The sequence below is a fragment of the Colwellia sp. MB3u-4 genome (genome assembly GCF_014077065.1).
In the GTDB taxonomy this organism is placed as follows: Bacteria; Pseudomonadota; Gammaproteobacteria; order Enterobacterales; family Alteromonadaceae; genus Cognaticolwellia.
On record NZ_JACGVE010000081.1, the window covers coordinates 59,438 to 80,061 of the forward strand.

Below are 20,624 nucleotides of genomic sequence, written 5' to 3' on the forward strand. Positions count from 1 at the left end.
ACAGCCATATTCTAGCTGGTAAGCCAAAGTAGAAGTTTAGCCATTTTTATTAGTTACTTAGCGCAAGATAAGCGCTGCAATAAATTCATTGTTAAAAGGATAATAACATGAAAGTAAAATACACAGCGGTAGCCTTACTTATCACCATCTTAAGTGCTTGTGCTACACAAAAACTCATGACTGAGCAGGAAATGTTAGTACAACACCCAACATTGGCTCAGGCTAAAACCAGCATTGAGGCCGCCGAGCGTGAAAACTTAGCACTCTACTCCCCAGTACAGTTGAAAAATGCCGAAAATATTTATCAAAAGGCACTTGAACAAGCTCAAAATAGTAGCCCAAAAGTAAAGGATAGTGCCAGCGAAGTTATAGCGCGTATTGAAACGGCGAAGAAACAAGCCGTAAAAGCAAAATATGTTTTTGAGGAGGTTTTCAATGCCCGAGACCGAGCGATAAATGTCAATGCTAGCTCAGCTGCACCCGCTGCTTTTAAAAAAGCAGAATCGGAACTGGCAAAAGTATTAGCCTTACTTGAAGTTGGAGAGGATGAAAAAGCCACACGCGATGTCAATGCCTTGCGCAATCAATATTTAGATATAGAGCTAAATTCGTTAAAGCGTAATATGCTCAGTGTTGCTGAACAAGCGCTAACTAATGCCAAGAAAAATGATCTAGCTGATATAGCACCTAGCACTATGGCCATGGCAGAAGATGAATACCGCCTTGCTTTAGCGACAATAGAAGCCGATCGAACTGATACTCAAAAAGCCAACGTACATGCTAACCAGGCAATATGGTTGGTACAAAAGGCTAAGGGTATAGTCGATATTGAAACTGCCTTTAAAAATGCCAACTTTGATGCAGAACAAAAAATTCTTTGGTATCAAGATCAACTTAGCCAAGTCGTTAAATCTATTGATACTGATGTTGGCTTCAACCGGCCAAACAAAGAAGTGGTGAATAATCTAAGTGCAGCAGTAGCAAACGTTGTTGAAGAACGTAAAACCTTGTTAACGGGGATGGAATCTGCTGAAACAAAACAAACTCAGTTAGCAAAAGATAAAGCAGAAGCTAAGATGGAATTCGAGCGGGAACAGGCGCAAAAAAGAGCGGATGATGAACGTTTCTCCAGAGTACAGTCAATGTATAACCCTGAAGAGGCCAATGTATATCGTCAGTTAAACAATGTGCTTATTCGCGCCCAAGGCTTTGCCTTTAAGTCAGGTAGTAGTGAAATAGAGTCGAGTAATTTTGTTTTACTGAATAAGATTATTGAAGCCATTAAGAACTTCCCTGGTGCTAACATCATGGTTTCAGGACATACCGATAACCTTGGTAGCGAGGAGTTGAATATGGCGCTGTCGCAAGCACGGGCCCAAACGGTTGCTAATTTTATTACCCAAGTGGGCCTTATTCCCAAAGATAAAGTAGATTCTAGTGGCTTTGGTAAAAACAAACCTGTGGCGTCAAATGAAACCGTAGAAGGTCGCGCTGAAAACAGACGAGTAGAGATATTAATCATTAATGATTAATATTAATTAGACCCGCGATAAAAGCCTGCTTAATACAATTAAGCAGGCTTTTCTTATTTGAACACTGATTATTTAAACGCTAGTTATTCGAACTCTAGTTATTTGAAAATCATAATTATCTAAAAATAATAATTACCTAAAATAAATAGTTCATTGAAAGTTTTTTTGTGACTAAGTTCATCTTTTCAACGCAAGCAGAAATATGCTCTTAAAACAAAGTACAGCAAGATGATTAATCTTGAGGCCAACTAACTTTGCCCTTTTCTTTTTAGTAAAAATATACGCTAAGCAATAGCAGGCTTTTTACTCATCAATCTTATCTCTGTAATTAAGATTATCTCGGCGATAACATCTACATAGTGACTATGTTAACTAGCAAAAAGGCTCTAAAAACATCATGCAGAAAGCTTGCTTAGTCGTAACACAGAATAAGCACAGAATAAGCACATAATAAGCACATAATAAAAAAAGCAACTCAGCTTATACCAGTAATTGCCGCATCATGCGCTTTAATGCTAATGACTTAACGGGTTTGCGTAAAAACAAAAACTCAGCATCACTGGTATGTTGTCGAACACTTTCTGATGGGTCAGCAGAACAAATTATCACTGGTAGTTGCCATTGTTGTGCTCGCAACATAGCTCGCACTAAATCAACGCCATTATTGCCATGTTCAAGGTGATAGTCAGCAATAATAATATTAGGGATAATCTCGCCATTGGCTAATGTTTGCTGGCATGACGGTTGATCATAGGCAGTTAACACACAACAACCCCAATCACTAAGCTGTGAGGCCATTGCAGTTAGCATCAGTTGGTCATTATCGATCAATAATACCACCATGTTATTAAAGGATTTTTCGAGTGAACTTTCGGCTATAGCCTCCAAACTTTTATTTAACTTACCTTTATGGTGTATTTTTGCCTTAACGATGGCGGCCTCACTAGCACTGACGCGCGGTATTTCAATACTAAAACACGTACCTTTACCGAGTTGCGATTTAACCGAAATTGACAAACCGAGCAATTTTGCTATGCGCTCTGATATCGCCAAGCCTAAACCTAATCCTGGTATTTCACGGTTTTGCGCTAAACGTTCAAATTCACGAAAGATGGCTTTTTGCTGTGCTAACGCGATCCCTGGGCCGTTATCCCAAACCTCAAGCCTTATCATTGTTTTGCTGCGTCGTATCCCTAATAAAATGCGATTTTGAACCCCCGCTTTTATTCCCTGTTTATCATTGCAATAATGTACGGCGTTCGATAAAAAATTTTGTACTATTCGCCTTAGCATGCGTTTGTCAGAATGCACAACACATTGGCTAACTTGATATGAAAAACGTATGCCGGCTTGCGCGGATAAGGCCGCAAATTCATTCTTGAGTGGCTGTAATAAGTCATCAAGGGCGAATTGACTTTTTACTATTTTTTCAGAGCTACTATCTAAGCGAGAAATTTCAACTAAGTCTGACAACAAGGCTTCGACCACGTTCAATGAGTCCTCAATATGCTGAGCAAGTGCGGTGAGTTCCTCACCTTGTACTTTGTTTTTTAACATCGAGGTAAATAAAGATAAGGCATTAAAAGGCTGCATAAGGTCGTGACTTGCTGCCGCTAAAAATCGACTTTTACTGCTGTTGGCCGCTTCCGCTTCGGCTTTGGCGTTTTGTAATTCTTGGGTTCGGCTTGCCACACGTTTTTCAAGATTTTCGTTGGCTTTTTGTAAGGACTTCTCAGCTTCTATATGGGCAGTAATATCTGAAAATGTACTGACAAATCCGCCAGCAGGCATCGACTGTCCACGAATTTCTAATACCATGCCATTAGGCATTTTTCGTTGAAAATGATGGCTATCACCTTTTTTCATATGCGCGATACGTTTGGTGATCATCTGCTCATTATTAACACCACCGGCAATAATGCCTCGCGCAATATTAAAATTTAACAAGGTTTCAATCGGTAGGCCGGCTTGAACAAAACCTTCAGGATAATCAAGCAATTGAATATAACGCTGATTCCACGCCACTAATCTCATGTCCGCATCAACCACACTGATGCCTTGTTCAATATTTTCAACACCCGACTGCAATAACTCGCGGTTAAAACGAAACAGTTGATTTGCTTCATCCACAATACTCACCACATCTTCAAAGGGCATTTGTTCTGATCTTGATACCGCTTTCATGACCATACGTGTTGAGGCTGAGCCCAGTACACCAGAAAGTTGCACACGGGTATATTCAACCAGATTTACGGGCTCAGCGTTAGAAGATAGTTGATTGGCTTGATTAGTCTTGGCGATCAACTTAAAGGCATCAGCGGCGTTTTTATCGATAAAACGCATTAATAAACTGTAAAGGTCTTCTGTACTTAACTTACTCTCAATTTGCTGTTGAGCTTTACTAATGAAAATATCTGCTTGTAATTTTTCACCTAGACTGCGTTGGGTCAATAATGAAACACCGACAAAACAAACGATATTGCTCATTAAGCTATAGAATACGCCATGACTGGTTAAGTCTAAAAATTTGACGCCAAACAGCGCAGTCGGTTTTAACCAAGCAAGGCCAAAAACGCCCTCTTGTACCCACACTAAATTAGGAGCTATGATGGGTAAAAGTAGGGTGAAAAACCACATCAAACTGCCAATAATCAAACCGGTTAATGCGCCTTTAGCATTCGCTTTGCGCCAGTACAAAGCGCCGATAATCGCCGGCGCAAACTGTGATAACAACACAAAGGAGAGTAAGCCAATACTGGCTAAATGACTTTGCTGATTAATACTACGTTCAAAGGCAAAGGCAAGTAACAATATGGTGATAATGGTCAGTCGGCGCTGCTTTAACAACAAGCTAGAAAATTGCGCTGCACCTTCCTTACTGAAATAGTTAAATTTTAAGGTTATTGGCGTTATAACTTCGGTTGAAATCATGGTACTAAGCACAATAGCAGAAACAATCACCATACTGGTTGCTGCCGCTAAACCACCAATATAAACCACAATACCTAACCAAGCTTGCTGAAAAAACATCGGTAAGGTAAGCACATAAGTGTCGGCATCAACACCGCCGCCAGGAAAAGTAATTAAGCCCGCGATTGCTATGGGTAAAACAAAAATGTTAATTAAAATAAAATACAGTGGGAACAACCAACGGGCCGTTTTTAGCTCTTGTGGATGATGGTTTTCTATCATCATCATATGAAATTGCTGTGGTAAAACAAAAATGGTTATTGCGCCCAATATCGCCTGAGTCACCGCAAGATAAACCGAATTACCGTCAGTAAATAAGCCCTGACTTTGTTTCTGAGCAGCTAAGTCGGAAAAACCATCAAAAACAAAAAACGTCGCGAAAATACCCACGGCAGTTAATGCTAATAATTTCACCACTGAGCTAAAGGCAATGGCTAAAACTAAACCTTGATTTTGCTTACTAGCAGCAATTTGCCGAGTACCAAATAAGATACTGAATACAATTAATACGAGGGTAACGACAAAAGCGGTACTAATACCTGATTGAAAAGTGCCGGTGAGTAAATCAAAGCTGGTGCTAATAGCGCGTAATTGCAAGGCAATATAAGGTATGGTGCCAACTAAAGCGATTAGTGCAACACTAATCGCAATTTTAGGCGAACGGTCATAACGAAAGGCAATAAAGTCGGCAATTGAGGTCAGGTTTTGTCGCTTAATAATGTTTAACATTTTCAGCAACATTGGCCAAGCTAATACCAGACAAAGCATGGAGCCAATATAAATCGGTGCAAGCCAAGCGCCAGTGGTTGCGGCTTGACCCACTGTGCCGTAAAAAGCCCATGAGGTGCAGCTAACCGCTAAAGATAAGCTATATACCCACGGCTTACAGCGCCATTGTTCAGGTGATTGATTTTGGCCTTTATGAGCAACTAAAAACAATAGGCACAAGTAGCCAATAGAAAGAGCGGTGATCAACCACGTATCAATAGATAACCAAGCTAGCAAATTCATTCCTTTGTTTTAACAATTGTATACTCGCATAACCACTTATCTCATCTAGCATATCATGCTCGTTTGTTGATGTTAGTGCACTAAGGTAGTACTTATTTCCCTAACATCCTAGGGTAATCTAACCCTTCATTATTAATCAATTTGAAAGTTATTATAGATGAAAATCACTAACAAATATTTAGTAGAAGCTATTGTTTTCTTTAGTTATGTATTATTTGCCATGGCTTGGGTCGGTGGCACCGCTAGCATGCAAAGCATTATGCTTACACTTGACGTGCATAGCTTAGCGTCAGCAAGTTTTATTAGTGGTGCAGTCACGTTAGCTAAAATTGTTGGTACTTTCATTGCGGCTTGGATAGCGATTAAACTTGGTATTAAATATGCTTTTTTTGTGGCCAGTTTATTAATCACCATCGGCTTATTAACCCCTTATGCACCAAATTATGAATGGCTGTTACTCAGTCGATTTTTAATGGGGCTAGGTGGCGCTTTTATGGTGGTGTATTTTAATCCTATCGTATTACAGTTTTTCAAAGCAGAAGAACGCTCAACCATTAATGGCATTAACGCCGTGGCTTTTAATATGGGTACGGCCATAATTTTGTGGCAAATGCAGAGTATTAATCAGCTTACCGGTAGTTGGCAAAATAGTTTAACGCTATTTTCTGTGCTTAGCTTGGCGGTTGCCCTACTTTGGCTGTTGGTTAAATTTGAGCAACCATCAAGAGCAAGCAGAGATCAAAATGCCTTACCAGAAAATTACACTTACCGCCAAGGCTTAACAGACCGTTTTAATTGGTTATACGGTTTAGCTTATTCAGGCATTTTAGCGTTTTATATTTGTTTGTTTACCTTTTATCCCAAGGCCGGTATTGTGCAAAGTAAATGGGTGATTGGCTTTGGTATTGTCGGTACTATCTTTGGCATTATTTATAGTAAAAAAGTGCCCTTACGCTTGCCGGTTATACGTTGGTCGGGCTTAGTAGTTATTATTAGCACCGCCGTATTTTCCTTTAGTGATTTATATTGGCTGCAAACCTTTGCTGCTATGGTGTTAGGTTTTTTTATATTTTCACCCGTCACCGCACTCGTTTCAATTCCACATGAGCTGCCAAAAATGACTTCCGCTCGTATCACCATTATCTTTAGTATGTTTTACTCAATTAGTTACATAATATCGACGATAATTCTCTGGGTATTCGGGCGCTTGGTCGATATTAATCAAGGTGATTACACCGGATCGTTTATTTTAATCACAGTACTGAGTTCAACCTTATTTATAGGTAGTTACTTTTTACCTGAAACCGGCCATAAAACTAAAATACAACAACAAGGAAGTTAATATGCGAGGAAATGTATCGAAAAATTTAATGCCGTTACTTGAGCAAGTTAATATCGCTATTGAGCAAGCTAAAGCAAGTGGCGCAGCATTTGAGCCAGCAGTTATTAGGCAAAATTTGGAGAATTTATCCGCCTATATGATACCAGGTCCTGAACTGGCGCTGATAGAAGACAAAGTCATGACGATAAATGAGCATAGTATTGCCGCGCGCATCTATCATCCAAACCCAAAAAAAGCACTACCGGTTTTACTGCACTTTCATGGCGGCGGCCATATGTGCGGTAGCATTAATTTATATGACCCCATTAGTCGTGAACTGGCTATTGCCACCAATGCCATTGTTATTTGCATTGATTATCGCTTAGCACCAGAGCACCCTTACCCTTGTGGTTTAAACGACTGTCAATATTTGTTAGAAAATCACCCCGCGCTACTAAAAGATCACCGCCATAGCGACCAACTCTATATTGCTGGCGATAGTGCCGGTGGCGCAATTTGCACCAGTTTAGTGATGAACAACATTGACCAGCCTAATATCAAGATTGATAAACAGATATTGATCTATCCCAGTGTAGATTACACCATGAGTTGCCCGTCAATTACCGAAAATGGCCATGGTTTTCTGCTAGAGGCAGATAAAATGTATTGGTACTTTGCGCAATATTTCAATCTTAAAAATCAAAATATTGGCGAAGAAATAACTAAGCAAACAAAGACACTGATAACCAAGGCATCGCCTTTACTTGGCGTGTTTGATCGCCGAATGCCCAAAACATTAGTCATAACCGCAGGTTGTGATCCCTTGCGAGATGAAGGCATTTTATATGCTGATAAAGCTAAAAAAGCTGGCGTAAGTGTTGAACATTATCAATTTGATGAACTGATCCACGCCTATATGTTGCTGTCAAAACTGATACCAGAGCAATACCAGCAAACTTACTTGCTGATTAAACAGTTTATTAATAAGTAAGTCACACTCTCTGTCTTGTTAATAAGTTAATAAGTTAATAAGTTAATAAGTAATTAAACCTAACTATGCCTTGAATCAAGCAATAACTTTCATGGCATAATTCTCTTATCGGTCAGTCCGATGTGGTGAAGTTAGCTGAGCGAATAAAACATTTAATATAAGCAGATTGACTAAAAACCAACGACAAAAAAGCGAAAGTAGCGCTTCGTGCTAGATTGTTGTCAGTCGGTATTTACTCCATTCACAAGCATTTAATCTCAACAAAAAAACGCTTTATAACTCAAGATCAAATACCACACTAATTGACGCTGAAAAAACCATACTCTCTTGTAAGTAACGTCCAGGTTTTTCCGAGCTATCAGCCATACGAACACTGGTTTTATAACCTTCATTATTAGCGCCATACCGCTGCTGAATTTGAGTTGAGTTCGCATTGATACTGTAAATTGCCCCTAAATTTACGCCAAAGGCCTTTGCCAGTGATTGGCCTCTGTTTTTCGCATCTTCAACCGCAAGCGCATTAACTTCTTGCTGTAGTTGCTTTTCGTTGGAAGATTTTAATTCGATATTGCGAATAGCATTAATTTTCACCTTTAAAGCAAAGTCCATAAAGGCATTCAACTTCGCTATATTTTCTAATGTTACTGTTAAGGTTCGCCGGGCAACATAACCTTCAATTTTATCGCGCTCATCACGGTTATAGGCGTAACGCACTTCGGTTGAAATATTTGACGCCGAGACATTTTTTTCATCAACGTCAAAGTCAGGTAATCCGTTCAGTAAATTGTTTACCCGTTCATCGACTTCTTTTTTGGCCGCTAAACTGCTTTTTTGTTCACTTTCAACATGTAGATATACCACAGCAATATCTGGCATCGCCTGCATTTGTGCACTGCCCGTCACGCTAATATGCCTGTTACTGGGTAAACTGGTATTTGAAAAAGCTAAGGTAGAAAAGATAAACAGCACAACACAAATAAATAATTTCATAACATATCCTATTAAAAAGCCCTTTATACTTGCACAGTAAACACAAGTTCGGTGACTAAGTTTCTAAATTTACGTTTCTAAACTTAAGTTTCTAAATTATTGGTAGTTTCTTGTAACCACACACTATTTTATGACGATATAAATGAACTTTAGCTGAACAAAATAATTTTTGGTTTCATCATGACAAATAAATAATCAATAATTAAAGTCATATTTCACTCGATTTGTTGGGTGAAATCATCTACCGTGCACGTTTTAGCGCCAAAGTAAGTCGTTATTGTAGTAATCTACCGGGCAAAACATGATCGAATCTCTTTTAGAAAATAAATCTTTAGTCACCGCTGTATTAGCTATCGCGATTATTACGGTAAAGTTAGTTATTACACGCTTAATTAAACATCGCGCAAAAAAGAAAAAATTAGATAAACGCTTAAGCGTTAATTTACTGAATAATCTTTTCAATTTTGCACTCATTTGTGTCGTGTTTAATATCTGGTCTGTTGAGATTCAAAAGTTTGCTTTTTCAATTGCTGCATTTGTTGTCGCAATAGTGCTTGTTACACGCGAGTTTATTCAATGCCTTATTGGCTTTATTTATGTAGTATCAAATCGTCCCTTTCGTATTGGTGATTGGATACAAGTAGGTAATTATTGCGGTGAAGTAAACTCTATTGACTGGATCAATTTAACGCTATTAGAAGTTAACATCAGTAATTATCAATTTACCGGTAAAACACTTTACATGCCCAATAATCAATTGGTGACATCGGCAATTAAAAACTTAAATTTCCTTAAACGTTACGCCGTTCATCACTTTACTATTACCCGAGATGGTAGCGTTAACCCATTTGAATTTATTGATGCGCTAAAAATCAAAGCTGACACCTATTGTGCCGACTTTAATGATGTTGCCGTAAGATATAACCAAGTGATTGAAAGTCGATTAGATATAAAAATTGCCGGACCTGATCCTCATATTGAAGTCGCCACGTCAGAGCTTGGTGATACCCAGATTATTTTCACTATTTTTTGCCCAACCGAGCGCGCCATGGAAATTGAAAACAAACTCACCGCTGATTTCATGAACTTTTGGTTTAGTGCAAAAAGTCATAACTAATGACTATGTTTTTAAAAATAAGCGCTAAGCTCGAGATACAGTTTCAGCGCTAAACGAGAAAGTCAGATCAAGATGTGCTGCGCTATAAAAATCAATAGCTTAGCTAGTTCAGCCCTTATAGCGAATTAATATTACTTCTTATTTGCGCGTTAACTGGTTAGACTGACTTGTTTTTCAAATGGGTTGTCTGCATGTTTTTCCGCTTTATCGCGCTTTTTTTTACCTTGTTTTTAACATTAACCTCCTATGCTACTGACCTAAATAGCTTAAATAAAAAGTTATCGGCTAATATCGCCAGCGAATTAAAAAAATTTAGTATTCCAGGCGCAGCGTATGCCATTGTTAAAAACAATCAAGTTTTTGCCATGCAAAGTTTTGGCTATACTGATAAAGCGAAAAGCCAAAAAGTAGATCATAATACGGTGTTTCGCCTAGCCTCAGTATCTAAGCCTTTTGCCGCCACTATTACCGCGATGTTGGCACAAGAGCAGCAGCTAAAATTATCAGACCCAGTTACTAAGTATGTGCCTAACTTTGCTTTAGCCACCGAAGGCGCTGCAGACAATATTCAATTAAAACACCTGCTCAGCCATTCAAGTGGCTTGATGCCAAATTCCTACGATAATTTACTACATGAAAATTGGAGTATGGAAAAAATAATTAGCCGCTTTGATCGTATTACACCGATTTGCCAGCCGGCAAAATGTTACGGCTATCAAAATATTGCCTACGGATTTTTACAACCGGCCATTGAAGCGGTTAGTGCTAAAAGCTACGCCACTTTGCTACAAGAAAGAATTTTTTCGCCCTTAAAAATGGCCAATGCCTCAGTGGGTATTGAGGTGTTTTTACAACAGCAAAACACCGCCAAGCCTCACATTCTCAGAAAACGGATAAAAACAAGCAAAAAAAATAGAGCAGGCAGAAATATCACACGCTATATTTGGCGTACAGTAGATGTTGAGCCTGACTATTATAAAGTGGCTCCCGCTGCAGGTATTAACGCCAGTATTGCTGACTTATCAAAATGGTTAATTGCCAATTTAGGTCATAACCCTGAAACACTTTCTCCTGCACTACTGGCTGAACTTACTACACCACGTATTAAAACAAAAAAAGATTTGCGCCGCCGATATTGGCGTAAGCATTTAACTGATGCCCACTACGGATACGGCTGGCGTATTTATCAATTTGACGGTCATCCTATTATTTATCATTCTGGCTGGGTTGCTGGCTTTCGGGCCGATATTGGTTACTCGCCGGAGTTAGACATCGGCTTTGCGATTTTAATCAATGCAGAGTCAAATGTGATTAACAAAATATCGAGCAAATTTTGGTCACAAGCCCATCAATTACTTGTCAACAATGATAAAAATAAATCTTAACGTCTTACTCAGGAAGTAGCAGAATTGCGCTTTGTTGTTTGCAACTAGCTCGCTTTTAAATAATGACTTAATCTAATGCCATTTAAGTAAGTAACAAGCACTGAATTAAACTTTATCTCCAGTAAACTTCAATAGCCGCACAGTAACCAAAACAGCGTCAATATACAGCTTTAATAGACTGCTTTAATAACAGAGACACTTTGCTGAAAAATCAAACATACCCGTTGCACTTTAAGGGGTTTATCAATCAAAAACCACACAACAAAACTTATACTAAGCACTTAAAGCCCCTGACATTTTAATTATTCTTCTGACTTTACCGCTCTGGCTACCGTTTAGCTTTTAGTTATTACGCCAAGTTATTAAAAGTCTAATTAATAGCGAAACAAAGACTAAACACGCAACAAAATTAGGGGCTGCAAAGGATATTTTTACACTATATCAGTTTGCATTGCCGCGTTTGTTCGACTATTTTTACTTAATTAATGTAGCGAAGTAAGTCATATTTTTTTTGAAATCTGATTCATAACAAGCCTTGAAAGGTACTGTTAAAAGATCCCTAAAAGGTATTGTTAAAAGGTCTTGTTGAGCGTATTAATGCTAAATTAACCTCAGTATTGAATCAGACAAGAAAGACTGGTTGTTAGCCTACCGTATTTGTACCTAGTACATTATCGGGTAGTTGTTCATTGTTTATCACCGCCACGATAATTACTTTTACACAATAAGTGTCTAAGAGGAAGGATCATGGAAACAATGAGTGTTAATGGAAAATTAATTCCTACCAACGATAATGAAAATATCACTGACCAATATCTAGGTCATTTTCTAAAAATCAGCTACAGCCAAGAAATTTCTGGCCACCCAGTATTTAGTAAGGACAGGGTAGATGTCGAGCTAGACGGTATTTTTAGATTTTATTTACCGCTCAAAAACCTAGTGATTAATGAAGCCGTTAAAATAGCCATTTTTGCACCTGATGGCGAAATGCTAGGCCAACAAAATTATAGTTACACCAGCTTAAAACCAAGCAATGTCCCTATTAATGTTGTTGATGAAAGTCCGGTCTTCAACATCAAAATCAATCCTAAAGTTATTGCTTTTAATATTGAGTCACCGGTAGAGAAAGCCATAAAAAAAATTACCGGTAAAGTCATTGATAGCACAGCAGAGCAGGCAACAGGCGGTTTACAAGTTGTGATTATGGTCAGTGATGACCCTGTTGCTTTGCTTGATAGTAGTAGTTTTCATGCGGTGTTTTCTGCTACCACTGATAACCAAGGCTACTTTTATGGTCAAGTGCCAAATAAAAGCATTCAGCAAGCTTTTGGTGTTATTGCCGGTAATCTAACTCAGCCTATTGTCATTGGATTAGACGACAATAGGCTACCCAAAAATATTTTATTAGTCTCTGATTTATCAGCTTTAGAGCAAGACAATGACTGCGCCTGTAATGAAGCTGTACCCCTTTTACCCGACAGTGATGACCTAGTCAATTCAGGCGCTTTTTCTCAAGACATAGGCGGCAAGTGTGTTGACTTTACCGTGCCTAATAGAACATTAGAAGAGACTAGTTTTTATCATACCGTTAGAACAACAGAGCCTGAAATTAGAGGTTTTATTATCACAGTCAAAGACAGCAAAAAATTTAAATTTGAATTATTTGAAATATCAAAAAATATTTTTACTACCATCAATAAATTAAATGATTCGTTTTCTTCATTATCAATGCAGCCGTTAGTGATAGAAGAAGTTGCGATGAAAGATGACACCGTAAATATGACAAGAGTTATGGCATCGCGGCTAGGTGAAAAAACAGCCCCTGCCCTGCCAAATTATATGCTAAAAATGAACTTTGCTGATACGCAACAATTAAAAATTCACACTCATGACTTACAGAGCATTAATAAAAACTTAGTATTTTCAGATCTTTTAAGCATTCTTAAACAACAAGAGCAACGCAGAAAAAAACTATCGAGTTTACAACATAAACTTGCCGCTGCTTATTGTGGAAAAAATGGCGTGGAAAGTGCCAAAACCTTTTGTGAAACCCTGACAGCAAAAGACACTTTAAATCGCGAAGAAGTTCGAGCATTATTAGGCCATATTGAAAAGAACCTCGGTTTGTTAGCGCTTTCACCTGCCAATAAAAAACACTTTACTAAAGCTATTTTAGAGCTTGAAAAGCTTGTTAATAACACACAAGTAACGGCACAAATGTTAAACAACGCTATTAAAGTGGTCGAGCAAACAATCCTGTTAATCGATGATGTGCCAAATTCAGTTAACCAAGAAAGAATGTTAGGTGACCTAAGGCGCTTAATGATAGAGCTTGCCAATGCCAGTGAGACAACTCAACTAGGGTTTGAGCCTTGCCCTACTGCAACTAAACCAACCACTATGGGTATTATGTGCTTAACCATAGAGTTTGAAAAAATAAAAACTACATTAAAAAACAGTGTGTTACTTTCCTTACCTGAAATAACCATGATTCGCGAATATTACCTTATATTTCAAGATAGCATCACCGCCTTTATTGACTTATTGGACGAGTATTATAACTTCTACCGTAATGGCAGCACTTTTGTGAACGAGCTAGTCGATGATTACTTTTACCGCCATTATGATGAAATAAGAAGTCGATTATTGGGTTTAATGAAACAAATTAGTTCGGGCATTAGCCAAATTGAAAACATTGAACAGGCTTATATTGTCAACCATCCCGGTCGAGTTAATTTAACGGTAGAAAGTAGTATTAATTGGGATGAAAACATTACTATTCATGAAAATACCACTATCGCCAATGGCCATATTTTACATATAAAACAAATTTGGAAAGCGGCGGGGTTTTCTTTAGGCGATTGCTTATATAGCATGCCACTAGCGCCATGTCAGGAGAAACAAATTGCCATAGTCGATTGGGATCGAAAGGAAACCTCCGCCCGCACCGAAGCTCAAATTGTGAGTGAAGAAATAACCGCAGATATTATTCGCGATCGAGATATTACCGAAATTATGCATTCATCGCTAAATGAGTCACTTGTCGCAAACTCAAGTAATAGTACCAGCTCAACCAGCGCAGGTATTGGCGGTGGCATTGGTGGTTTTATTGCGCCCGTAGTGTTTGGTGTCGCCGGTGGTATCTCGCATTCTGGCGCTTCTTCAAAGTCAAACGCATCACAAAATTCAGCACGAAATGTTTCTGGTAGTGCCTTAAACCGATTAAAAGATTCCACCTCACAATCAGCTTCTAGCGTACGAAGCCAACGCAGTACAGTGGTACAAACAATAGGTCAAAATGAATCGGTTAATGTACAAACTGAAGTGATTAAAAATAACAATCACTGTCATGCAGTCACCATCGAATATTTTGAGGTTTTAAAGCATTATGCCATTGAACAAAAATTAGTTGATGTTCAAGAATGTCTTTATGTCCCTCTACCCATGAGCCTTTTCGATAATCAAAAAGTATTACGCTGGAGAAACACCTTAAAAAGAGCGGTTTACGGTAAAACCTTACATAGAGGCTTTAGCGCTATAGAACGTATTGAAGATGAATATATTAATGCTGATTTACCTGATGGGCGCTACGTTGATGAAGTAATTCAAAACTTCTCCGGTTACTTTACTTTGTCATTTGAATTAGCCCGTCCCTTTATCAGAATAATAGAAGAAGCGACGAAAACTGAAGAGTATGATCTGTTGATATTATTCCCTTGGTTTCCTGGTCGCATGGTACTAAATTTAGAGCGAGAAGTTCCCTTAACTGAAACTGAAAAAGACACCATTTTTGAGCAGGAATACGCACCAAAAATTATAAAAAAATTCATTGATACACTGCAATTTGACGCCATTGCTGATGATGGCAGTGAGCTGCAACTCGATTTAGATATGACAATTTTATCGAATTATCGCAAAGGTGCCCCCTTAAAAGTCAATATTGCCAGTAAGTCTATTCCGACAATAACGCGGGCACAAATCAATCACTTAAGGTTACGGGCCAATACTAATGTAAATTCATCATCTAAGATTATTCTTCGCTCGCTTTATTTACATTATAAAACAAAATATTTAAGTGAATATATTGTTCGCAATCATAAGGTTAATAACGACATCATTAACTCAATGCAGATACAGAACTTGTTTGACATTATTACCGTAACTGATGCAGCCTTAATGTATGTTCCTGCCAATACTAATGAATTACGTAATCCTAAAAAAGAAGACAAAGCGGCTGCTTCAGCATTAATTAGCTTTCTCAATGAACATTTAGAGATGGCGCATAAAGTAATTTGGTCAAGTATGGATGCAAGCCGTTTATTTGGCTTGCTAGATGGTTTTATTGCTCCCTACAGTGGCGGTAAAAGTGTCGCGAGTGTGGTTGAGAATAAAATTATGGGTATTGTCGGTAATAATTTAGTGTTAAAAGTTGTACCCGGCGAGCGTTTAGACCCGACATTTAGAGGCGTTGACGACTTACTGGCCTATTATCAACCCACCACGGCACCCGATCCCTTTAGAGTCAGTGTGCCAACAAAAGGCGTGTATGCTGAGTCGGTAATGGGTCAGTGTAATAGCTGTGAAAAAATTGATGAATCACGCCATTGGCGCTTTAATGATGAGCCTTGCGGCACAACACCCACGGCAATTAATCCTATTGATACCGGTAGTCGACGCAGTGACCCAGGTAACTTACAAGCGAAAGACTTCCCTGCCAGTATCATTAACATGCAAAATGCACCCTCAGCGCCAGATCCTACCAGCTTGGGCAGTGCTTTTGAATTATTGTCAAAAGGCGATGTATTTAAAGATATTACCGGGCTATCTGGCACACAACAAAATGCGCTAGCAGCGTTGCAAACCACCTCAAAAAGTGTCACTGATTTAGCCAGTATTTCAAAAGACTTTGCCGGTTTATCTGTGATGGCGAATCAGAAAAAAGATGGTGCTAAATTAATTGAACAAATTAAGAAGCTTAACAAGGATGGTTATTTAACCGATGACGAAGCTCACGAACAAATTACCAAGGTGCTTGACTCATTTACCGACGCCGCTAAAAGTGTCACTAAAAAAGCAGACGACCCGATAACCACCAAAGAGATTGAAGATGTTGCAAAAACCTCTGACAGCAATAAAGTTGATGTCGCGGTTGATAAAAAATCAGGTACCATCACAACAAAATCGAATAGGAGTAAACCTAGGGTTAGTGCAGTCGAAGCACAGAAAGTGGTGATAGGTTTTAATCTTTCTGATGATAGTGCCCTACCAATGAATGGTTTATTAAGAGCTGACATCCTATTATTACTACCTGATGCAGAACCAGTATTAATAGGTGATTTAATTGTCGATGCTGGTTTAACCAGCGTGACAGCAGAAATGCCAGTTAAGTCAGGCGTTAAAGGTCAGTTACATGTGAAGTTTTTCTCAGCATTTAATCCTTATCAAGCCGCTAATTCGTCGGCAGATATTGACTTAAACAACCCATTTAAAGGCAGTGTTAGCTTTACTATTACTAACGATGGCCAAGCGCTAGTATTTAATATCGTTCCTAAATCGATAGAATACACCATTATTTCATCGAGCAAGCAAGCGGCAATTCAAGCGGTGAGTAATAGTGAAAAAGTCACTAAAGGTGGCAAAATATATGCCGAAGCAGAAGGCAGTATTCCTTTTATTTCTACCGTAAAAGCCGGTGTTGAAGTCAGTGGTAGTTTAGAAAATGATACCACCATCGTTGATACTAATATGGTTGAAGGTGAATTAGGCATTTCCTTTAAAATGCGACTACCTACAGGGGGTTTAATCATTACCAAAGGTTAAGGCAGTAAACGCAAAGAAAGACAAACTGCCCGTGTAATGCTGGCAGTTTAATCAATTACAGCAAGGCCTGTTTTGCTGATAATAAAGGCTCAAGTAGATTGAGTTACGATCAGGTGATTTTATTAAACCTAAAATAATGGCTTTAGTGCCGGGTAAAATCCAGTCAACGCAATGCTAATCCAACAAAAAAACCAACAAAAAATCAGCAAAAAATCAGCAAAAAAAATTTGATTTTAAGGAACAAAGTCTACTTAACTACATAGATTAATAACCATTAACTTTACTGACCGCTTTGGGTATTTGGCCAGTCGCCCGAAAACTCATAATGTTTTTAGCGACAATCTTACAAGCACTGTTCAGGTTTGTTGGCGCCGATATATGAGGCAAAATAGTGATGTCAGGGTGATGCCAAAGTTCGCTATTAGCGTTTAATGGCTCATGTTCAAAAACATCAAGCACGGCATGGCTAAGGTGATGACTGTTTAGTGCATTTAACAGTTCATCAGTATTAATGATGCCGCCACGGGCAAAATTAATTACCGCACTACCTTGAGGTAATTGCGCTAATAATTCTTCATTCACCATACCGCGTGTTGCAGGCGTTAATGGTAGTAAACACACTAAAATATCACTTTGTGCTACCATTTCAGCCAAGCCCTTATTTCCAGTGTAACTGCTAATATTTGCTATTTTTTTAGCCGTGCGGCTCCAGCCCATGACCTTAAAACCATTTTGTTGTAATTGCTTTGCGCTAGCTTGGCCTAATGCGCCTAAGCCAAGAATACCAATACGCCGTTCACTTGCTGGCACAAGTTGATGTTGCTGCCAGTGCTTATTTTTCTGCTGCTTAGCATATCGTGGCATATCTCGATGAAGATATAAATTCCAGGCTAACACTGCTTCAGACATAGCTCTACTTAGGGTTGGGTCAATTAAACGCACCACGTCAATCGGCGAGTTAGCCAATGACATCATCAAATGTTCAACACCGGCCCAAACACTATGTAGCCATGTTAAATTTTCAAATTCAGCCAATAACTCAGTATTTGGGTTGGCAACAATCGCCAGCTGACAGTGTTTTTTTTCTGCCGGATTGACCTCAGAAAAAGCAACAATATTTTCATCAGGCAAGGCCTGATTAAGTGCTGTTATCCAAGTAATTTCTTCATCTTTAGGTAATTGACTAATAAATGGGATCATATGGCTTTGCGTTTATGTTGAAGAGATTTTATTATATTACCCAAGATTTACCTAAACCAGACAATGTTTTAATTTTTTGATAAATAAAAAGTTATACTTTTGCTCTGGCATCCAACGCCCAACTAAGGTATAACGGCGCTATGAAAGTACCTAAACGCATACAGCCACTTGTTAATGATGGCTTAATAGATGAAGTAATAAGCCAATTAATGAGTGGAAAAGAAGCCACCGTTTATATGGTTCGTTGCGGCGACGAAGTTCGCTGCGCTAAAGTTTACAAAGAAGCCATTAAGCGTAGCTTTAAAAAAGCAGCGCAATATCAAGAGGGGAGAAAAAGTAGAAATAGCCGTCGTGCCCGAGCGATGGAAAAAGGTTCAAAGTATGGTCGCGACCAACAAGAGTCTGCTTGGCAAAATGCTGAAGTTGATGCACTTTACCAGTTAGCAGAAGCTGGCGTTCGTGTACCACAACCTTTTGGCTGTTTCGACGGTGTTTTATTAATGGAACTTGTCACCAATGATACTGGTGATGTAGCACCGCGCTTAAATGACGTGGTAATGTCAGCGGAACAAGCACAAGAAGATCACACGCTGGTTATGCATTATGTCCAGTTAATGCTTTGTGCCGGGATTATTCATGGCGATTTATCAGAATTTAATGTTTTAGTTGATGATTATGGCCCAGTCATTATTGATCTACCACAAGCGGTAGATGCATCAGCCAATAACAATGCCAAAGCTATGTTAATGCGTGATGTTACCAATATGACTAACTATTATGGTCAATTTAGCCCGGCGTTAAAACAAAGCAAGTATGGCCAGGAAATGTGGGCACTGTTTGAAAGTGGTGAGCTAACACCAGAATTAACACTGACCGGCTTATTCAAAGAAGACACAGCCAGTGCAGACGTTGATACAGTATTAGAAGAAATTAAAGCTGCCTTTGAAGAAGAAGAAGCCAGAATAGAACGTATTAGTGACGCTAATGCGGTTGATAGTGACTATTAATATTGCTGATAAATGGTCACTGTTTTTTTGATTTAGTTTGATTAAACCCAACTTGTTTGTTCGGCTTAATCAAACTAAATAAAACTAAATAAAGCTAAATCAAATTGAATAAAGTAAAGCTGAGTCTGATTAAGTTATGTGAAATCGCCTTACTAGAGAAATACTGCTAATAAAAAAACATGATACCCGCAATAATCAAACTCGCTAAAAATATCGTTTCACAGCCCATTAACATCACCGGTCGCCAGCCAAGAGAAAGCACTTGTTTTAGTGAAGTTTTAACACCGATTGCCGCAATAGCAATCACTAATAAATGACTCGACAGACTGCGAATAAAATCAATGAGCCAAACGGGCAAGACACCGACATTTTTTAAAAATGCCAGTACAAAAAACATAATCAAAAAGCCTGGAATAAAGGCACTAACACCCCCCGACATTTTGCTGTTTTTTTCTTTAAAAGCAAAAAAAACCATCATGACTATTGGCATTAACAACGCTACTCTGAGCAGCTTAATATAAGTTGCTACGTCGCCTGCTTCAGGCGATATGGTATAACCCGCACCAACCACTTGAGCCACATCATGAATGGCGCCACCAATAAAAACTCCAGCCAATTCATCTGAGAAACCTAAATAACTGGCAACAACAGGATAAAGTATCATTGATAAAGTACTAAAGGTGGTAATACCTATCACGGTAAAAGCAAAGTACTTTTCTTGAGATTTATCGTTTGGCAGCACGGTTGAAATCGCAGCTGCCGCTGAGACACCACAAACCGCCACCGCGCCACCAGACAATACCCCGAAAATTTTCGACAAGCCTAAAGCTCGCGCAAACAACACCCCAAAAACCATGGTCAACGCCATGCTCACCATCACAATTAAGGGCGGAGTAATACCGAGCGAGACAATATCAGCAAAAGCAATACGCACACCCAATAACCCCACACACAAACGTAATAGCTCTCGTGAGCAAAAGTTAACACCCGCTTGAATATTTACCTTGCTGTAAAATGAATGCAGACTCAAGCCCATTAATAAAGCAAAGAGTATAATGGGTGCTTGATAACGCGTGGCAACGATTGTGGCAATAATGCCAACCAATCCACATAAGGCAATACCTAATAATTTAGCTTGTAAATTTATCAGCATTTTTAGTTTAACCGTAAGATTTTGTTGCTAAAAAAGAGGTTGTAAATTGTACCACTAGTGGTAACACTTATATTGATTTTTCTCATACTAAGCATTAAAAAGCCTGCAAGTGCAGGCTTAAAATATA

General features: G+C 38.8%; 11 protein-coding genes. 7 read left to right on the forward strand and 4 right to left on the reverse strand.

The genetic code is table 11. The annotated features are described in order from the left end of the window. Positions 1 to 107 precede the first annotated feature (107 nt). Positions 108 to 1,532 (forward strand): OmpA family protein, encoded by a 1,425-nt coding sequence (locus tag H4J61_RS12510; protein WP_182185280.1) that lies wholly within the window; start codon positions 108 to 110, stop codon positions 1,530 to 1,532. Between the two features lie 480 nt (positions 1,533 to 2,012). Here H4J61_RS12510 and H4J61_RS12515 read toward each other — a convergent pair whose 3' ends face one another. Beyond that, a complete protein-coding gene (locus tag H4J61_RS12515; RefSeq protein ID WP_404852065.1) occupies positions 2,013 to 5,513 on the reverse strand; it encodes a sodium:solute symporter family transporter in 3,501 nt (1,166 codons plus the stop codon). A gap of 157 nt (positions 5,514 to 5,670) precedes the next feature. Between H4J61_RS12515 and H4J61_RS12520 the strand changes: the two genes are divergently transcribed. Continuing rightward, positions 5,671 to 6,855: an MFS transporter gene (locus tag H4J61_RS12520; RefSeq protein ID WP_182185282.1), complete on the forward strand. Its 1,185-nt coding sequence runs from the start codon at positions 5,671 to 5,673 to the stop codon at positions 6,853 to 6,855. A gap of 1 nt (position 6,856) precedes the next feature. Next, positions 6,857 to 7,825 (forward strand): alpha/beta hydrolase, encoded by a 969-nt coding sequence (locus tag H4J61_RS12525; RefSeq protein WP_182185283.1) that lies wholly within the window; start codon positions 6,857 to 6,859, stop codon positions 7,823 to 7,825. Positions 7,826 to 8,098: 273 nt separating this feature from the next. Here H4J61_RS12525 and H4J61_RS12530 read toward each other — a convergent pair whose 3' ends face one another. Continuing rightward, entirely contained in the window at positions 8,099 to 8,815 is a 717-nt protein-coding gene (locus tag H4J61_RS12530; RefSeq protein WP_182185284.1) for an SIMPL domain-containing protein, read from the reverse strand. Between the two features lie 301 nt (positions 8,816 to 9,116). Between H4J61_RS12530 and H4J61_RS12535 the strand changes: the two genes are divergently transcribed. From H4J61_RS12535 to H4J61_RS12545, 3 genes are all read left to right on the forward strand, one after another. Continuing rightward, on the forward strand, positions 9,117 to 9,932 hold the full coding sequence (locus H4J61_RS12535; protein WP_182136139.1) for a mechanosensitive ion channel family protein: 816 nt from the start codon (positions 9,117 to 9,119) through the stop codon (positions 9,930 to 9,932). Positions 9,933 to 10,123: 191 nt separating this feature from the next. After that, positions 10,124 to 11,317, forward strand: a complete 1,194-nt coding sequence (locus tag H4J61_RS12540; RefSeq protein ID WP_182185285.1) for a serine hydrolase — start codon at positions 10,124 to 10,126, stop codon at positions 11,315 to 11,317. 747 nt (positions 11,318 to 12,064) lie between these two features. Next, positions 12,065 to 17,137, forward strand: a complete 5,073-nt coding sequence (locus tag H4J61_RS12545) for a hypothetical protein (protein WP_182185286.1) — start codon at positions 12,065 to 12,067, stop codon at positions 17,135 to 17,137. Positions 17,138 to 17,401: 264 nt separating this feature from the next. Here H4J61_RS12545 and H4J61_RS12550 read toward each other — a convergent pair whose 3' ends face one another. Then, positions 17,402 to 18,337 carry a glyoxylate/hydroxypyruvate reductase A gene (locus H4J61_RS12550; protein ID WP_182185287.1) on the reverse strand — a complete coding sequence of 312 codons (936 nt, stop codon included), beginning with the start codon at positions 18,335 to 18,337 and terminating at the stop codon, positions 17,402 to 17,404. Between the two features lie 140 nt (positions 18,338 to 18,477). Between H4J61_RS12550 and H4J61_RS12555 the strand changes: the two genes are divergently transcribed. Beyond that, a complete protein-coding gene (locus H4J61_RS12555; protein ID WP_182136143.1) occupies positions 18,478 to 19,344 on the forward strand; it encodes a PA4780 family RIO1-like protein kinase in 867 nt (288 codons plus the stop codon). Between the two features lie 166 nt (positions 19,345 to 19,510). Here the strand turns inward: H4J61_RS12555 and H4J61_RS12560 are convergent, their stop codons facing one another. Next, positions 19,511 to 20,497 (reverse strand): YeiH family protein, encoded by a 987-nt coding sequence (locus H4J61_RS12560; protein WP_182185288.1) that lies wholly within the window; start codon positions 20,495 to 20,497, stop codon positions 19,511 to 19,513. Positions 20,498 to 20,624: the final 127 nt, after the last annotated feature.